Source organism: Nocardia sp. NPDC056000, from assembly GCF_042269265.1.
In the GTDB taxonomy this organism is placed as follows: domain Bacteria; phylum Actinomycetota; class Actinomycetes; order Mycobacteriales; family Mycobacteriaceae; genus Nocardia.
This window is the reverse complement of sequence record NZ_JBHJXS010000005.1, coordinates 396,838-413,574: the sequence shown is the minus strand read 5'-3', so window position 1 is coordinate 413,574 and position 16,737 is coordinate 396,838. Positions and strand designations below refer to the sequence as shown.

General features: G+C 65.0%; 23 protein-coding genes. 14 read left to right on the top strand and 9 right to left on the bottom strand.

Features of this window, described 5'->3' with window-relative positions:
• Positions 1-2 precede the first annotated feature (2 nt).
• The 3 genes from ACFC4D_RS17660 to ACFC4D_RS17650 form a co-directional block, all read right to left on the bottom strand.
• Positions 3-479 (bottom strand): MerR family transcriptional regulator, encoded by a 477-nt coding sequence (locus tag ACFC4D_RS17660; RefSeq protein ID WP_376064542.1) that lies wholly within the window; start codon positions 477-479, stop codon positions 3-5.
• Positions 480-489: 10 nt separating this feature from the next.
• On the bottom strand, positions 490-1,353 hold the full coding sequence (locus ACFC4D_RS17655; protein WP_376064541.1) for an SDR family NAD(P)-dependent oxidoreductase: 864 nt from the start codon (positions 1,351-1,353) through the stop codon (positions 490-492).
• Positions 1,354-1,431: 78 nt separating this feature from the next.
• Positions 1,432-2,037, bottom strand: a complete 606-nt coding sequence (locus ACFC4D_RS17650; protein ID WP_376064539.1) for a QsdR family transcriptional regulator — start codon at positions 2,035-2,037, stop codon at positions 1,432-1,434.
• Between the two features lie 169 nt (positions 2,038-2,206).
• On the opposite strand from ACFC4D_RS17650, the gene ACFC4D_RS17645 reads away from it, so the two are divergent.
• The 6 genes from ACFC4D_RS17645 to ACFC4D_RS17620 all read left to right on the top strand — a co-directional run bounded on the left by ACFC4D_RS17645 (position 2,207) and on the right by ACFC4D_RS17620 (position 6,873).
• On the top strand, positions 2,207-3,679 hold the full coding sequence (locus tag ACFC4D_RS17645; protein WP_376064537.1) for a carboxylesterase/lipase family protein: 1,473 nt from the start codon (positions 2,207-2,209) through the stop codon (positions 3,677-3,679).
• A complete protein-coding gene (locus ACFC4D_RS17640) occupies positions 3,676-4,518 on the top strand; it encodes an enoyl-CoA hydratase (protein WP_376064536.1) in 843 nt (280 codons plus the stop codon). Before ACFC4D_RS17645 ends, ACFC4D_RS17640 begins: the two co-directional genes overlap by 4 nt.
• Complete coding sequence (locus ACFC4D_RS17635; RefSeq protein ID WP_376064535.1) at positions 4,511-5,986, top strand: AMP-binding protein; 1,476 nt, start codon at positions 4,511-4,513, stop codon at positions 5,984-5,986. Before ACFC4D_RS17640 ends, ACFC4D_RS17635 begins: the two co-directional genes overlap by 8 nt.
• A gap of 90 nt (positions 5,987-6,076) precedes the next feature.
• The gene (locus tag ACFC4D_RS17630) at positions 6,077-6,331 is read left to right on the top strand and encodes a hypothetical protein (RefSeq protein WP_364648733.1); all 255 of its coding nucleotides are present in this window, start codon (positions 6,077-6,079) and stop codon (positions 6,329-6,331) included.
• Positions 6,325-6,696, top strand: a complete 372-nt coding sequence (locus tag ACFC4D_RS17625) for a hypothetical protein (RefSeq protein ID WP_364648730.1) — start codon at positions 6,325-6,327, stop codon at positions 6,694-6,696. The genes ACFC4D_RS17630 and ACFC4D_RS17625 overlap by 7 nt, the downstream gene beginning before the upstream one ends.
• Positions 6,697-6,726: 30 nt before the next feature.
• Complete coding sequence (locus tag ACFC4D_RS17620) at positions 6,727-6,873, top strand: hypothetical protein (RefSeq protein ID WP_376064533.1); 147 nt, start codon at positions 6,727-6,729, stop codon at positions 6,871-6,873.
• 1 nt (position 6,874) lies between these two features.
• Here the strand turns inward: ACFC4D_RS17620 and ACFC4D_RS17615 are convergent, their stop codons facing one another.
• Positions 6,875-7,243: a YrdB family protein gene (locus ACFC4D_RS17615; RefSeq protein ID WP_376064530.1), complete on the bottom strand. Its 369-nt coding sequence runs from the start codon at positions 7,241-7,243 to the stop codon at positions 6,875-6,877.
• Between the two features lie 268 nt (positions 7,244-7,511).
• On the opposite strand from ACFC4D_RS17615, the gene ACFC4D_RS17610 reads away from it, so the two are divergent.
• Positions 7,512-7,997, top strand: a complete 486-nt coding sequence (locus ACFC4D_RS17610; RefSeq protein WP_376064527.1) for a hypothetical protein — start codon at positions 7,512-7,514, stop codon at positions 7,995-7,997.
• Between the two features lie 352 nt (positions 7,998-8,349).
• Here ACFC4D_RS17610 and ACFC4D_RS17605 read toward each other — a convergent pair whose 3' ends face one another.
• The 5 genes from ACFC4D_RS17605 to ACFC4D_RS17585 form a co-directional block, all read right to left on the bottom strand.
• The gene (locus ACFC4D_RS17605) at positions 8,350-8,964 is read right to left on the bottom strand and encodes a hypothetical protein (RefSeq protein ID WP_376064525.1); all 615 of its coding nucleotides are present in this window, start codon (positions 8,962-8,964) and stop codon (positions 8,350-8,352) included.
• Between the two features lie 57 nt (positions 8,965-9,021).
• Entirely contained in the window at positions 9,022-9,174 is a 153-nt protein-coding gene (locus ACFC4D_RS17600) for a hypothetical protein (RefSeq protein WP_376064522.1), read from the bottom strand.
• Positions 9,175-9,416: 242 nt separating this feature from the next.
• Positions 9,417-9,836, bottom strand: a complete 420-nt coding sequence (locus tag ACFC4D_RS17595; RefSeq protein WP_376064520.1) for an Imm10 family immunity protein — start codon at positions 9,834-9,836, stop codon at positions 9,417-9,419.
• A 33-nt stretch (positions 9,837-9,869) separates the two neighbouring features.
• Entirely contained in the window at positions 9,870-10,592 is a 723-nt protein-coding gene (locus ACFC4D_RS17590; RefSeq protein ID WP_376064518.1) for a hypothetical protein, read from the bottom strand.
• 35 nt (positions 10,593-10,627) lie between these two features.
• Positions 10,628-10,813, bottom strand: coding sequence for a hypothetical protein (locus ACFC4D_RS17585; protein ID WP_376064515.1), 186 nt, complete (start codon positions 10,811-10,813; stop codon positions 10,628-10,630).
• Between the two features lie 308 nt (positions 10,814-11,121).
• Between ACFC4D_RS17585 and ACFC4D_RS17580 the strand changes: the two genes are divergently transcribed.
• From ACFC4D_RS17580 to ACFC4D_RS17550, 7 genes are all read left to right on the top strand, one after another.
• On the top strand, positions 11,122-11,304 hold the full coding sequence (locus ACFC4D_RS17580; protein WP_376064512.1) for a hypothetical protein: 183 nt from the start codon (positions 11,122-11,124) through the stop codon (positions 11,302-11,304).
• Between the two features lie 280 nt (positions 11,305-11,584).
• On the top strand, positions 11,585-12,589 hold the full coding sequence (locus tag ACFC4D_RS17575; protein ID WP_376064855.1) for a helix-turn-helix domain-containing protein: 1,005 nt from the start codon (positions 11,585-11,587) through the stop codon (positions 12,587-12,589).
• Positions 12,590-12,744: 155 nt separating this feature from the next.
• Positions 12,745-13,311, top strand: coding sequence for an NADPH-dependent FMN reductase (locus ACFC4D_RS17570; protein WP_376064509.1), 567 nt, complete (start codon positions 12,745-12,747; stop codon positions 13,309-13,311).
• Positions 13,312-13,342: 31 nt separating this feature from the next.
• Complete coding sequence (locus tag ACFC4D_RS17565) at positions 13,343-13,786, top strand: DUF1348 family protein (RefSeq protein WP_376064507.1); 444 nt, start codon at positions 13,343-13,345, stop codon at positions 13,784-13,786.
• Positions 13,783-15,036 (top strand): MFS transporter, encoded by a 1,254-nt coding sequence (locus ACFC4D_RS17560; RefSeq protein ID WP_376064504.1) that lies wholly within the window; start codon positions 13,783-13,785, stop codon positions 15,034-15,036. Before ACFC4D_RS17565 ends, ACFC4D_RS17560 begins: the two co-directional genes overlap by 4 nt.
• Positions 14,969-15,835, top strand: coding sequence for an alpha/beta fold hydrolase (locus ACFC4D_RS17555; protein ID WP_376064501.1), 867 nt, complete (start codon positions 14,969-14,971; stop codon positions 15,833-15,835). Before ACFC4D_RS17560 ends, ACFC4D_RS17555 begins: the two co-directional genes overlap by 68 nt.
• A gap of 13 nt (positions 15,836-15,848) precedes the next feature.
• Positions 15,849-16,628: an NAD(P)H-dependent oxidoreductase gene (locus tag ACFC4D_RS17550; protein WP_376064498.1), complete on the top strand. Its 780-nt coding sequence runs from the start codon at positions 15,849-15,851 to the stop codon at positions 16,626-16,628.
• The last annotated feature ends 109 nt before the right edge of the window (positions 16,629-16,737 follow it).

The window sequence follows — 16,737 nt, the reverse complement described above, 5'->3', positions numbered from 1 at the left end:
AACTATGCGTCCGGGCCGGTACGGCCGCCGTAGGTGGCGATCTTGTACTCCGTCGCGGCGAGCGACAGGGTCAGCTCGCGGATGCGGCGGCGGATCATGTCGCGGTGCTCGATGAGCATGTCGAGCCGTTCCGGCACGGTATCCTCGCCCGCGTCGACGAGCTCGATGTAGTGCTGAAGATCGCGCATCGGCATGCCGGACAACCGCATTCGAGTCAGGAACACCAACCGCCGCACCGTGTCGGCGTCGTACACGCGGTAACCGCTGCTGTCGCGGCCGACCTCGACCAGCCCCACCCGCTCGTAGTACCGCAGAGTGTGGGGCGAGATGTCGAGCATGTCCGCGACATCGGCGATGGACATGGGCGCCTCGAGGTCGGTGGCGTTGGACAGGCGGTGAATCACCTCGATCGAGACCAGGTCGTCGTCCGCGTCGCCCAGCATCGCCAACGCCCGTTCCATCAATTCGTCCGTCGCCATACCATCCAGCCTAAACAGGGCGAACCGCGGAAACGGCGTCGTCGAAATCGGCACTGCGGGCGATCTCGGCCCAGCGCTCGACCTCCGCCAAGCCACGTCGGTAGACCCCGGAGAGCCGTTCGACCGCCTCCTGTCCGAGTGGCAGGCGCAATGGGACGTTGTCGCTGTGCGCGAGGCGCACGATGATCCCGGCCGCGCGCACCGGGTCACCTTCCTGCACACCGTCGGCGCCCGCCATATCGGCGCGCAGCGGGGCGAGGGTGTCACGGTAACTGTCCGACACCGCGCTGAATTCGAGTTCGGCGTTGAACGCGGTGCGGAACCGGCTGGGCTCGACGAGCAGCACCCGCACCCCGAACGGCGCGACCTCGGCCGCGAGCGATTCCGACCAGCCCTCGAGTGCGAATTTCGATGCGCAGTAAGCAGATACACCGGGAAAAGCCACCCGTCCACCCTGGCTGCTCATCTGCACGATGGTGCCGCTGCGCTGGTCGCGCATCGCGGGCAGGGCGGCGCGCACGAGCGCCGCCGGGCCGAACAGGTGCAGGTCCATCAGGTCTCGCAACTGTGCGTCGCCGACCTCTTCGACCGCGCCGATCACCGCGCGGCCGGCATTGTTCACGAGCACGTCGAGACGACCGAAACGGTCGAGGGTGGTGCTCACCAACCCGTTCGCCGCGTGCGTATCACGTGCGTCGAAGCGAGCGACGAGACAGCTGCCGGGATATTCGGCCGCCATAACGGCCATGCTGTCCGGATTGCGCACCGCCGCAACGACATTGTCACCCGTTGCGAGCGCCGCGTCCGCGAGCGCGCGCCCGAAACCCTTCGAAGCGCCGGTGATGATCCAGGTCTGGGTTGCATCGGTAGTCATGGCGGCGACGATATGGTTTCGAGCGCGCTCGAACGCAAGCCTGGACGGTGACTCCGACCGGAACGAAAGTCGTCGGCGCTAGGCGGGATTCGGCCCGAGGATCGCGGTCAATACGCGGACAGCTCGGTCGGGGTCGGCGGGTTCGCCGATGATGGTGGGCATGTAGTGGAAGGACTCCGCGACGCGCAGGACCGTGTAGGACAGGTCGTCCAGGTCGAGAGTGGTGTGGATGCGGCCGGTTTCGAGATCGGCGGCAAGTTTGGCGCGGACGTAGGCGAGCATGCGGGGCTGGAAGCCGTGCGAGGCCACGGTCAGCAGGGTCATGTACATGGCGTTATCGCGCTCGATGGAGCGGCGGGAGCCGGGTTGATCCCAGATGGCGTGCAGTAGGTGCCCCAATAGCGCGGGAACCCTTGGGCCGGGAGTGGATTCGACGGTTTGCCAGCCTTGGTCGAGGGTGCGTTCGGTGAGCCACCAGACGACCTCGATGATCAGTTGTTCGCGGGTGCCGACCCAGCGGTAGAGGGTGACCCGGTTGACCCCCAGGCGCTGTGCGATCGAGCCGATGTCGATGCGGTCCCCGGCCAGGAAATCGGACCGTGCCAGGGCGAACGCGTCCAGGGCGGTCGGGCGGCGCGGGGTCGAGTCCGAGGCCAGTTGTCGTTCCAGCGGTGTCGATGCCACCGATGCAGCATATCGTGCCGGACATTTCCTTTGTGCAACATCTTGCCGAGATGTTGCATCCGGTCTAGGCTCATGCAACATCTCAACAAAATGTTTCACACTCGACCGGTGGCGCGATCATGTTGCGGCACCGTGGTATTCGAGTGACCTTGCAGGCGAGGAGGCCGCAATGGGCAGCACGGTGACCGATACGGTGATCGTCCGAGAAGGCACGGTGCGCGGGCGACAGCGGGGTGACCTGCTCGAATTCCTGGGCATCCCGTACGCGGCCGCGCCTTTCGGCGCGAACCGCCTGCGCCCGCCGATTCCGGCACCGCACTGGCAGGGCGTCCGCGATGCCCGGCAGTACGGGGCAACGGCGCCCAAAGCGGACTACATCGCTATGTACGTGCCGTACTACCCCGAGGTGACGATCGCGGGCACCGAATGCCTGAACCTCAACGTGCACACCCGCATCGACGCCGATCGGCTACCGGTTCTGGTGTGGATTCACGGTGGCGCGTTCACCAATGGCTCGAATTCGCTTGCGGAATACGATGGTTCGGCCTTCGCCCGGGACGGCGTGGTCACCGTGGTGCTCAACTATCGGCTCGGCGCGGAGGGGTTCCTGTACACCGGGGACGAGGTGGCCAACCTCGGCGTCCTCGATCAGATCGCGGCGCTGCGATGGGTGCGCGACAATATCGCCGCATTCGGCGGTGATCCCGATCGAGTGACGGTGGCCGGGCAATCCGCGGGCGCGTGGAGCGTGAATACGCTGCTGGCTGTCCCGGACGCGGAAGGTCTTTTCCAGCAGGCGATTTCGCAGAGCGGCGGGGCGCATCACTATCTCCCGCCGGAACAATCGCTGACGGTCGCGCGGGAGTTGGCACGCCTGCTCGGTATCGAACCGAAACGCGAAGCCTTCGCCGCGGTGGATCCGCAGGTGCTCGCCGAGGCGTGCCGGACGGTCATCACCGAGATTCAGACCGCACCGGACCCGGGCAAATGGGGTGCGCTCGCGATGACACAGCAGCCCTACGCACCGACCGTCGACGGGACGGTACTGCCCCGGCCCACACTCGAGGCCCTCGCCGATCGCACCGGGGTGCGGCTGCTCATCGGGACCACCGCGGACGAGGCTCGCGCGATTCTGATCGCGTCCGGAGCGCTGGCGGTGCTCGACGAGGTCGCACTGACCGCGACCATCGAGGGGTACGGACTTCCGGTGGAAGAGACCTCGGCCGCGTACCGGCGCGATCGGCCCGATGCCACCGCCGGTGAATTGATATCCGCGATCGTGTCCGACTGGTACTTCCGCATCCCCTCCGTACGAGTCGCCGAGGCCAGGGAGCCCGGCAGCACCTGGCTGTATCGATTCGAATGGGCTTCTCCGACACTGGGTTCCGGCCACGCGGTCGATATCCCCTTCGCATTCGACACCCTCGCCGCGCCGGGCTTGAGCGCCCGCATCGGCGACGAGCCGCCGCAGGCGGTCGCCGACACCAACCATCGCATCTGGGTCGAGTTCATCACCCACGGCGATCCCGGCTGGGCACCTTACGACATCGACGCCCGCACCACCGGGCTCATTTCCGAAACCATCACCGTCGCAGACGATCCGGCGGGACACGAACGAATCCTCTGGGAGGGCAAGCGATGACGATCAGCATCACCGAACCGGTCACCTACGAAGTACCGATCCCGAAAGTCGCCCGCATCGTCCTGAACCGCCCTGATCGGCGCAATGCCCAGGACACCGAACTGCTCTACGCCCTCAACGCCGCCTTCGACCGCGCCGCGCACGATGACGACATCGTGGTGATCGTGCTCGCCGCCAACGGCCCGCACTTCTCCGCCGGTCACGATATGCGCGAACCCGATCCGCTGGCCGCGCACGAGCGCTTCGAAACCGTCGGCAGCGGAGGCAGATTCACCGAACCCGGCGCGGCCGGGGTGATGGCGCGCGAGGAGGAGATCTATCTCGGATTCAGCGAACGCTGGCGCAATATCCCGAAGCCGACCATTGCCGAGGTGCACGGCAAAGTCATCTCCGGCGGGCTCATGCTGGCGTGGCCGTGCGATCTGATCGTGGCCGCGGATGATGCCGAATTCATCGACAATGTGGTGTCGATGGGCGTCAACGCGGTCGAATTCTTCAACCACCCTTATGAATTCGGTGTCCGCAAGGCCAAGGAGCTGCTGTTCACCTCGCGCGCCATGACCGCGACCGAGGCCGAACGAGTCGGCATGGTCAACAAGGTGGTGCCGCGCGCCGAACTCACCAGCGCGACACTGGAATTGGCTGCTCACATCGCAAAGCAACCGCCATTCGCGTTGAAATTGGCCAAGCAATCGGTGAATGCCGCGCAGGATGCCGCCGGACGACCCGAGGCCATTCGCAACGCCTTCGCGCTGCACCAGCTCGCACACAGCCACAATATGCAGGTGCACGGGCTGGTCGTCGAACCCGCGTTCGTGGAGAGGTTTCTCCATGGCTGAGGCGATTCCGCTCGGGCAGTTGCTCACGGATCTGGCCGCCCGCGCGCCCGAGCGGCCCGCCATCACCGATGCCGGGCGCACCTATACCCGCGCAGAACTCGATGGCGCGGCCAATCGCCTGGCCCGCGTGTATCGCGACTTCGGGGTGCGCGCCGGGGATATGGTCACGGTGGCGCTGCCCAATGGGGCCGAGTTCTATATCGCGGTGTTCGCGCTGTGGAAGATCGGTGCGGTGCCGCAGCCGATGTCGAGCGCGTTGCCGGGACCCGAGCGCGAGGCGATTCTCGCACTGGCGCAACCGGTTCTGGTGATCGGGGCGCAACCCGAGGACCCGTCGATACGGTGGCTCCCAGCCGGATTCACTCCCCCGTCCACGGTGCCCGATACCCCGATCACGCCGACGATGGTCGCACCCTCGTGGAAGGCCCCGACCTCCGGTGGCAGCACCGGGCGACCCAAGCTGATCGTCTCGGCTCAGCTCGGTGAGCTCGATGTGGAACGGACCGCGTCCGTCCTGGATCAGCGCGACGGGGACACCCAGCTGGTGTGCGGTCCGCTCTATCACAACGCGCCGTTCAACTTCTCGATCTACGGACTGCTGGCCGGACAGCATCTGGTGGTGTTGCCGCGATTCGACACCGTCGCGGTGCTGCGGTCCATCGCCCTGGTTCGGGCGTCGTGGATCAGCCTGGTGCCCACCATGATGAGCCGCCTGATCCGTGAATTACGCAGCAGCCCAGACGAATACGACATCACCTCGCTGCGATCGGTCTGGCACGGTGCCGCAGCGTGCCCGCAGTGGCTCAAACGCGCATGGATCGACCTGGTCGGCGCGCCCGCACTGCACGAAATGTATGCCACCACCGAGGGCACGATGATGACCCATATCGACGGTACCGACTGGCTGCGCCACCCGGGCTCGGTGGGCCTGCCCCTGTGGGGCCGAGTGCGCATCGCCGGACCGGACGGTTCCGAACTGCCTACCGGTGAGACAGGTGACATCCTGGTCCGCCCCCAAAACGACACCCCCACATACCATTACATCGGAGCCACCCCCCGCGTGATCGACGGCTGGGAGGCGGTCGGCGACCTCGGGCGCCAGGACCGGGACGGCTACCTCTACATCGACGAGCGCCGAGCCGATCTGATCATCACCGGCGGCGCCAACGTCTACCCCGCGGAGGTGGAAGCCGCGCTGACCGAACACCCACAGGTCACCGGCGCGGTCGTGCTCGGCGTACCAGATGAGGACCTCGGCCACCGCGTGCACGCGGTCATCGAGACCTCGGCCGCGCTCACGGACGACGAACTCCGGGCCTTCATCGCCCAACGGTTGGTCCGCTACAAGATTCCCCGCACCTTCGAGTACACGACCATCGCCCTGCGCGACGACGCGGGCAAGGTGCGCCGCTCCTCGTTGCTCGCGGATTTAGCGGCAAGATTCGAAGGGAGCCACAGCCCGGGTTGACCTGGAGGGTTCGTCACTGTGACGCAGCCTCGAGCCCCAGGTCCGAGAGCAACGAGGAATCATGCTTGGAATCCTGTTACGATTCGTACTATGAAGGCTAATACGTCGCTCAGCCTGGACGGCACGGTGTTGGAGCAGTCCAAGGAAGTCGCCGCGCAGATGGGCATCAAGCTCTCCGCCTTCGTGGAATCGGCACTGCGGGACAAGTTGCTCGCCAACTCCGCGCGCATCGCCGCCGATTACGAGCGTGCGCAGGGGCGCGATACCGCCGAACACTTCGCCGAGGTCGAAGCCGAGCGTGCCGCCATGGCCGAGGCGATTCGTGCCGACGGCGCCGCGTGGTAACCGCCGCCACGCCCGCACACGGTGAACTCTGGCATTACCTGCCCACTATCGCGGGCCGCCAGAAACCGTCATCGCTCGGTGGTGATCGCGTGCTGATCGTCTCGCGAACCGCAGCCAATGCGATCTTGCCGACCGTGCTCGCGATCCCGGTGGAACTCGCACCGAAGATGCCGGGACTGGCGGTACCCTTCGCCGACTCCGACCCATTGCCCGGCCTGTCCGCGGTGGTCTATCGCATCACTCCCGTCTACCGGCCCTGGCTACAGGACCGTATCGGAGTCGTCAGCGAGACCACCCTGCGCCAGGTTGTCGGAGCGCTCGTCGGACTGGTCGCCCCGGACACCGTCTTCTCCCCCGAGCGCTGACTCCGCGGGTGAAGCGCTCGCAATCAGACGGTGCTCCAGACACTCGGGTTTCCGGAGACCGTTGAGCCATTGCTGCGCGAGTCGGCCACGCTCGAGGTCGTGACGACGGTACTGGTCGGGCGGGTCGCCGATCTCGTGCTGGCTCATGTTCTCCCGCAGGAGACTTCGCGGCTGTAGGTCAGTGAGAGAGCAACCAGCCCACGCGGTCGTAAGCCAGGGCCTGGTATGCCACCAGCACTATGGCGGAGATCAGCGCTGTCACAGTGAGTCCGGCCGCCCACAGGGCTACCGCGCCGCCGCCCAATACCGCGACCTCCACCACGAGCCGTACCGCGCCCGGCACGGCGACCGTCGCTTCCCCATTACGGCTCGGATCTCCCGGCACCGCAAAGGTTCCCCACACGACCGCGACAATCAGCGGCAGTACCGCGACCAGCAGATATCGCCAAGGTGCGTCGAATTCGCGCCAACCCAGGACTCCGAAGGAAACGATAGCGGCGAGCTCGAGCAGGAACCGTACGCCGAGCATGAACGGATTCAACGACACTCGGGAATCCTAACCACTACACACCTGGTCACGCTGCCACCAAAAGTTGGGGTTTAAGCAGGCTATCAAGGGGAATACGGCCATTCGATCAATGCCAAATTTAGGTGAAGGCCACGAATTCGAAAGGCGTTGCGAGAAAGGGGAATTGCGCAATCCATCGATGACGTCGTATCGTGACGATCGCCGGAATACGGTAAGCGCGAACCTGATTGAGCCATTCGAACACGACATACGGCATCACTGCCGAATTCATACCGAAGGGATATTCATGAGCACACGCACCCGCATCGGAACCGCCCTCGCCGGAACAGCTTTGGCAATAGGCGCGTCCTTGTCAGGAACCGGAACCGCCGCCGCCGACTCCATTGCCCAGGACCCCGCCAATTACCTCATCGGCGACACCGTCTACTTCACGTACGGCAACCTGGCCAATTGCGCCATGCGACCCAATGGCGACGTCGGCTGCGATATCACCAACGGCACCATGAACTGGTACGGCCTGCAGATCTCCAATATCTCCATCGATCTGCCCTTCCTGCCCGCGCACCCGCCCCTGGGCCCGCTCGGCCAGCACGGCCGCGCCGACAGCGCCGCCCTCACCCCCGGCCAGCCCGCCCCCGGCTCCGGCTACGGCCCCGACGCCACCATCACCTACGGTGGCGCTACCTGCAGCGGCAGCGGCTTCCGCGCCCAGGTCACCTGCAACTCCAAGGGCCACCACTTCAGCTTCGGCTTCACCACCGGCTACAACTGACCTGGTTCGTCGGCCAGTGGACGCACTGGCCGACGCCCGCCCCCTATCGGGCTGGCAACCTAGTCGGAACTACTGCTGTCCCCGCCGCCGCATCCACTATGCCCACCACCGCAGCCACTGTGACCGCCACTGCACCCGCTGTGCCCGTAATCCCCACCGCCACAACCACTATCGCCGCCCCCGTCGATGCCACCGGACTGCCATCGATCCCGTCGCCTACCAGGATCGGAATCCCGACTCACCCCCGCGACAACCAACCCGACCAGCGCCATCACCACGATCACGATCACAAGTCCGGTCACCATGAGCGAAGGCTACTACCGCCCGATGGCGCCGAACCCGATGTGGAGGATCAAGCCACGTCACCGGGCCCGAACGGCGGGCAGAAATGGTCGTCACGGCGAACGATACGAGCGTCGGAGTGCGCTTGCGCCGCAGGCAAATACGCCTGAGTATTCGAGTAGAGGGTCAGCTGCCTCAGGCGAGGAAGCTCTGGCAGCGTGATGGAGCTGCCGTAGAGGTCGAGCGTCAATGATTCGAGACCGGGTATCTCCGCCAGCGCTTCGACTTGGCGCACATCAACCGCGGAGAGAATCAGCTCACGGATCGGCGTGCCACGCAATTGCTCGAGGTCCACATTCGCGGGACCGCCCAACAGCAACCGGTCCCACGACCGGCGCTCACCGTCCGCGGTGAAAGCCAACAGCCCCAGATCCATTCCGTTGGAATCCCAAAGCAGTGCCTCCCACACAGCTGGGAAGCACCGGATCGGTCCGAAGTAGTCGAGCCAGCCGTAGTCACTGGTCAATCGCGTCCGCCGCAGAATCGCCGCCGCATCGGGTGGGTCCTCGGTCCTCGACCCGCACAGTGTCTCTCGCCATATCGGACTCAAACGGGACCAGAAGCTGTCCCAGCGCTCGTCGAATCGCGACTCCCACTCGGCGACAATCGGATCAACCTCACTCACCACGGGACCATATCGTCCGCGAGCTGCGCTGCCGCGACTGTTTGCATCGACTGCCATTCACGGAATCGGTTCGGCCAGTGCCTGTGTGATCGGTATGCCGGTGCGCGTGGCCAGCAGCATTCGCTCGCGAACCTCGCGCCGGGTGCGGGGGCGATAGCCCGGACCCTCGCCGCAGCATCCGCCGTAAAAGGTGAGGCCGGAATCGAGCACTGTCTGCAATGTGCGCCATCCGGCCCTGTCGGTTCTTCTGGGCACGGCCAGGTGCGGGCCGGCGTCGATGAATGATCCTCGGCACCGGGGGCAGTGTGCGGGACCGCGGCCGATCGGGTGTTTGTGTGAGATACGGCAGCTCACGCAGACCAGATGTGTCCGGCTCGGGTAGAAGCACATTCGCGCAGCGTACGGTCACCGCTCGATGGAGTCGAACCATTTCCAACACGGGCGAATTCGAGCTAGGACATGATCCATCGCGCGCGGGATTCGGGGCGGCCGTAGGACAGGATGCGGGGCAGCACTTCCCGCAGGCGCGCAAGGTCTGCGGCCGGTGCACGCAGTTCTGCCTCGATAATGTGATCGGTCAGGCCGAGATCGCCGAGAGATTCGGGATCCAAAGTCACGCGCAGTATCCCGTCGGTCAGCTCGACCTCGCGGATGCAGCCGTAGGCGGTGCCTTGATCGCGGGTGACCAGACAATGAGTGTCCATCCCCACCGCCACTTCCTGCTCGCCGGGCTCCTCGAAGTCGCACATGAACATCAGGAGGAAACTCTCCTCGTCATCGTCCTCGGACTCCGCCAGACCGGCCATCACGCAGGCATCCACGTCCGGGTCATCACACCCGCACGCGAGGTGCGCGGTGAACCTATATGTCATGCACGAGTTCTAGCATCCCGACTCGACCAATTGTTATTGGCTGAGGAAGTGAACGGTGGCGGGTGGTTGCTCCGTGACGAGGCCGCGCCGCCGCGGCAACCGCGGTTGATGCCCCGCTGCTCCGGTCCACGGACCGAAGACCTGAACGCGGACATTCTGTCGGTCGAGCAACCAGCCTGTAGTTGAGTGACCGACCCAAACTTGGCTGGTTTCATCGTATTCGAGCGACCAGCCGTACACCGTGCGCAGATGCGCGAGCACCGCATCGAGAACCGCGGTGTCGGGAGTTGTTGCCGACCCTCTGATTTCGAAGATATGCGCGCACATTGCCGCCTTGCTGTCACCGCATGGTTCGGTGGTGTTGCTCGAAACCACGAGCCCGCTCGGGAGCGGTAACAGCACCTCATCTCGGGCGACGGTGGGAGCGGGACCGATGACCCCGAACGCGAGGATGCTCAGCGCCACGGCGAAGACGGTGAACACGCACCATCCCACGGTCAATGTCCAGCCGATCATCGCGCGCGTCGACCATTGCGAACCATCCAGGAGCCATCCGCACACCAGCACCCCGACAACGACAATCGCCAGCACAGTCGTGAGCGTGTGCGTCTTGCCGGGCAGCAGGTCTCCCTGCACCAAAGCGAACTGCGCGCTGGCAAGAGCGAAAAGAACCAGGCACAACCCAATCCGGATCCCACGGCTCCTGGCCGCGAGAAACCAGCAAACCACGGGGAGGAAGAACAGCAGCGCCAGCACCGCGGTGAGTGTAGATGCCGGCGCGGCCAGCTCGCCTAATCGTCGCCGGTGCCGCCATCTCCGCTATGGCCATCGTGGCCGCTGTCGTGGTGGATGTCCGGATCGAAGTCGTCGAGTCGCCCGCGGCTCGGACGCCTATCCAAGGTGTAGTCTCGCCGCGCCCAGACCGCGAAGGACCACACCACCGCCACCAGGATCACCGCGATCACCCAGACCTGCATGGCCCGAACGCTATCGGTAGACGGAAGCGGCTTCCAGGCTCGCGCGCCGCCGAATCGCAGTGTCGCGTCCGGCCGCGTCAACTTTCACGGCGAAAGCGGTCGATGGCCTGCGCGATCCAGGTGGCGCAGTTGGCATCTGGTCGCTGGTCACTCTCGTAAGCGATCAGGAGTTCGGCGGAAGCAGGGTCGCCATCACCATGGCGAGCCGCAAACCGAGATCGTCCGACACGGGTACGAGCATGGCCGGAGGCGGTTGCGGAACCGTCCCAGGACTGTGACAGGGTGCCGCCATCCTTCACAATCTAGGTGTGACGCATGCACTGGATGGATACGGTTTCGACGAGATTCCGCTAGCGGCAACGGCATTGGCCGGACAACTGCCCGATCGACTCACCTCCAGCAAAGCCGCCGTCATCCAGACCTACACCTGCAACGCACACGACGACATCATGTGGCGCATTAGTGCGATTGTGCGAGGAGGCGGCGAGTGAGTGCATTGACACAGGGGACGATGCGCATCACTCGCGTAAAGCTCTCCCCAGAGCAAATCGCTGAGCGTCGCCGTGAGGCGGAGCGGATCCTGGGGCGGAAGCTGCCCCGTCCAAGGACAATCGACACAAACAAGTAGCGGCGCGAGACGAGACTGACAACAGAGATTCCGGGCCCAGCTCCCCGTCAGCTGCGTTCACGTGTCGGCGCGGGTCAGACGGGATAATTCGGCGGTCTCGCGTACCGGTCGGTCGATATGCTTCGGTGGTGAACGAAGACACCATGCCGGTACGAAGCGCCGCGTTGGTTTGGGCGACCGCTGTACAGGTGGGTGTGTCGCCAGCGCAGCTTGCGGTTGCGTCGGGGCTGGATCCGGCTACCTTTGATGACTTCCTGTTGCGGGTGCCGACCGAATCGGTGTGGCGGATATGGGAATTGGTTGAAACAGTGGCGGGGGTGGGGTCTGTTCCGGGGTTGCTCGCCGCGGAGCAGGCCGATCGGGTTGGACTGCATGTGTGGGATTACCTGTTCACCAGTCGGACCTCGCTCGCCGATAGCTTGCGCACCGCGATGGAGCTGCGGGCGGTGGTGACCGATCCGGCGGTGGGCTGGGAGGTGGGGGAGGACGGGGGGCTGCTCACCATCCGCTGTACGGTCGCTGTCGAACCGGAGGCGGTGCTCGCATCGGTGGAAGTGTTTGTGCTGTCGGTCATGCTGCGGCGGGTGCGCGCGGCGTCGCGGCAACATCTGGTGCCGATTCGGGTCCGGTTCACCCAGCCGCCGGGGCCGGGTCGGGCGCGGCTGGTGGACGAATTCGGGACCGGCAATATCGATTTCCGCGCGCCGCATTCGGAAATCACGTTTCTCGATATCGGTGCGCTGCCCACGGGGGCCGACCCACGGTTGGCCGCGGTGCTGAGTCATTACGCCGAGCTCAATCTCGCTGCCGCGCGTCCGGCGCCGAGCTGGAATGACAAGCTGCGCGCGGCCATGCGGCAGTCGATGGTGGCGGGTGAGCTCGATCTGAACAATGTCGCCCACCGCCTGGCCGTCAGCGCCCGGACGTTGCAGCGCCGCCTGAGCGAGGAGGGCACCACCTGGCGTGCGGAGGTTGCCGCGACTCGGCACCAGCATGCGGTGGATCTGTTGCGCGACACCGAACTTCCCGTGCAATCGGTCGCGGCCAAGGTCGGCTATCAGGATGCGCGGGCGCTGCGGCGGGCGTTTCAGCGCTGGACCGGCGATACACCGGACGCGTTCCGCCGTGGAATGGCCAGCGGTATGTGACGGTTCGTTTCCACCCGGATGGTTTGGCACATTCGGGCCGCCATGCGGCATATCCGGACTCCCTGTCCGCGCGAAATCCGGCCATAGATTGATGGACGTACACCGAAAGGTGTGCGTTCTCCATCGAATCTGTAAGCCGGACAGGAACATTCGCCATGCCCAACCACAAGATCCTCGCCATTTCCGGCAGCCTGCGAGCGGACTCGCACAACACCGCGCTACTGCGCGCGGCACAGAAGTTCTCCACCGGGCTCGAGGTGGTCATCTATGACGGACTGCGTGAGATCCCGCCCTACGACCAGGATCTCGATAACCCGGCCAACCGCCCGGCTCAGGTCAACGAGCTGCGCCGCCTCATCACCGAGGCCGACGGCCTGCTGATCGCCACCCCGGAGTTCAACTACTCCATCCCCGGTGTGCTCAAGAACGCTATCGACTGGGTGAGCACCGACTGGACCAAGACCGAGGGACTGCCGCTGCTGCACAAGCCGGTCGCCATCATGGGCGCGGCGCCGACGCAATTCGGTTCCGTGCGTGCGCAACTCGCGCTGCGTCAGGTGTTCGTGTGGACCGAGAGCGACATCGTGGTCAAGCCCGAGGTGATCGCGTTCCGTTCGCATGAGCGTTTCGACGCCGACGGCAATCTGGTCGACGAGAACACCATCGAACTGCTGCAGGGTCTGCTCACTGCGCTCACCGCCAAGATCGACCGCGTCAAGTAGCGAACACCGCTGTCCTGGAAGGGATTCCGTCATGTCCGAAACCCGTCCCCCGGTTCCACCGTTCACCGCCGAGACCGCCGCCGCCAAGGTGCTGGCCGCCGAGAACGCCTGGAACACCCGCGATCCGCTGCGCGTGGCACAGGCCTACACCCCGGATTCGTGGTGGCGCAACCGCGATCAGTTCCTCGTGGGCCGCGAGCAGATCGTCGAGTTCCTCACCGCGAAATGGGCGAAGGAACAGCAGTACGCGCTGCGAAAGAACCTGTGGGCCTTCACCGAAGACCGAATCGCCGTGCGCTTCACCTACGAATGGCACGACACCGACGGCCGGTGGTGGCGCAGTCACGGCAATGAGCTCTGGAAGTTCGATGCCGCCGGGTTGATGAGCCGTCGCGAAGCGAGCATTAACGACCTGCGCATCACAGCTGCCGAACGCACCATCTTCGGCCCGCGCGATGAAGAGGTGCGGGTATGAAACACCCCTCGCACATAGCCTGGGCCGGGCTCGCCGCGATGACGATCTCCTTCGGCCTGAACTTCTCCATGGGAGTGTTCTTCGCTCCGACCACCGCCTCCCACGGCGTCAGCGCGACCGCTCTGGCGATAGCCGCGGCATTGGGCACCACGGTGACCGGGTTCGCGCAACCGTTCGTCGGCAGATTGCTCGACCGCGCCGGGGCGAGGGCGGTGCTGATCGGCGGGCTGGCGCTGATCTCCGGCAGCTATCTCGCGCTGGCCGTGGTGCGCGAGACCTGGCAATACGTCACCGCCTACATGCTGCTCGGCGGTCTCGGGTTCGCGGCCTCGTCCACGCTCACGGTCACCACCCTGATCGGGCGGACGCTCGGCAACCAGGTCGGACCGGCGCTGACCCGGGCCGCCGTCGGCATCAATCTCGGACAGCTGATCGGTCCGTGGGCCGCCACCGCACTGTTCGAACCCGTCGGGGTGCGGGCGACCTACGCGCTGCTCGGTGCCGCCGGGCTGGCTGTCGCCGGGGTGCTCTGGCTGATCCTTCCCGCCGACCGGAATACGAATTCGGCTGCGGGACAGCCGGAATCGCTCACGGGGCGAGGCCGGGTTCTGGTCTCCTTCGGGCTGCATTCGGCGACCCTGTACGTGGTGATTCTGATGCTGCCCAAACACGCCGTCGAGGCGGGCTGGTCCGTGGTGGCCGCCGGCCGCCTGGTCGCGTTGGCCGCGCTCGCGGCGGGACTCACCTCGATCGCCATGGTTCGGCTGCAGCGGCGATACGCGGTCGAAAACCTGTTGCGGGCACTGTATGTCGTACGGATCATCGCGCTCGCGCTGGCGGTGTCGAATATCGCGCCCGCCACTTTGATTGCCGTCGCGGTGCTGTTCGGCGCGGCGTCCTTCCCGATCGTCCCGCTGACCATGGCCGTCGTATCGCGCGGCCTCGACCCCGCGCGGATGGGTCGAACCCTGTCCCCTGCCTGGGTGATTCATCAACTCGCCGCGGCGGCGGGACTGGCGATAGCCAGCACCCTGCACGCCCTGACCGACAGCTATCGCGGCTATTTCGCGCTCGGCCTGCTGTTCAGCGCCGCCGCGGCGCTGCTCATCCGTAGGAACGAACCGGTCCACCATGCCTCTCTGCACCGCCTGCCGGAATCCCCTCTCGACAACGGAGACCACCATGACGCACGTAACCCATCACACCGTGGACATTCAGGGCCTGCCGGTCTTCTACCGACAGGCCGGTGATCCGTCCAAGCCGACAATCGTTCTGCTGCACGGATTTCCGACCAGCTCCGCTATGTTCCGCAATCTGCTGCCCGAATTGGCGGCGGATTACCACCTGATCGCGCCGGACCACATCGGGTTCGGGCAGTCGGCGATGCCTCAGGTGGACGAATTCGACTACACCTTCGACAAGCTCACCGAAATCACCCTGGAACTGCTCGACACCCTCGGGATCGAACGATTCGCGCTGTACATCCAGGACTACGGCGCACCGATCGGACTGCGGATCGCCTCCCAGAATCCCGAGCAGGTAAGCGCGCTGATCACGCAGAGCGGCAACGCCTATATGGAGGGGTTCACCCCGTTCTGGGAGGTGCTGTTCGCGCACGCCACCGATCGCGTCACCCATGAGCCTGCCGTGCGTAAGCTGCTCGAACTCGACGCCACGAAATGGCAGTACACCCACGGGGTTCCGGCTGATCGGCTGGACCGGGTCAGCCCCGATACCTGGATTCTGGATCAGCATTACCTGGATCGACCGGGCAACAAGGAGATTCAGCTCCAGCTGTTCGCCGACTACAAGAACAATCTCGACGGTTACCCGGCGTTTCAGAAGTGCTTCGCCGTACACCGCCCACCGGTGCTGATCACCTGGGGCGAGCACGATGAGATCTTCGGCCCCGACGGCGCTCGTGCCTACCTGCGCGATCTGCCCGACGCCGAACTTCACCTGCTCGACGCGGGTCACTTCGCGCTCGAGACCCACGGGCCTGAAATCGCCGCTCTGATAAGGGATTTCCTGGGTCGCGTACTTGACTGACCGAGGAGTCCACGTGAAGACGCTGATCGTCTACGCGCACCCTGAACCGGAATCACTCAATGGTTCATTGAAGGACCTGGCGGTCAAGACACTCAAGGACTCCGGGCACGAAGTACAGACCAGCGATCTGTACGCGATGGAGTGGAAGGCCGTAGTCGATGCCGCCGACTACGGTCCTGCGGATTCGAATCCCCTTCGGATAGCACGGGATTCGGGTCGAGCCTTCGACTCCGGCGCGCTCACCCCGGACGTGCGCGCCGAACAGGAGAAACTGCTGTGGGCCGACACCATCATCTTCCAGTTCCCGCTGTGGTGGTACACGATGCCCGCGATCCTCAAAGGCTGGGTGGACCGGGTATTCACCTTCCACTTCGCCTACGGCGTCGGTGAACACAGCGCCACCCGATACGGCGAACGGTTCGGTGAAGGCACCCTCGCAGGCAAGCGAGCACTGCTGTCGGTCACTGCGGGCGGCCCGGAATCGCACTACTCCGCACGCGGAATCAACGGTCCCGTAGCGGATTTGCTGTTCCCGATCCACCACGGCATCCTGTTCTATCCGGGCATCGAGGTACTGCCGCCGTTCGTGGTGTACAGCTCCGACCGCCTGACCGCCGAGGACTATCCGGATCTGGCCAAAGCGTGGGAACAACGCCTGCTCACCCTGGAGTCGACCGAGCCGATCGCGTTTCGGCGACAGAACTTCGGTGACTACGAGATCCCGTCGCTGCAGTTGAAGAATGGGCTGGAATCATTCGGGCACAAGGGATTCGAGCTGCATGTTCGCCACTGAGCTTCGGGTTGGTTGAGCACGTGGGCGGAGGTGGTTGATCCGCGCACGTGGTGACCGCGCTCACCGGTCCGGATATCTTGGGCATCATGGTCATCACTGAAAGGTGGTG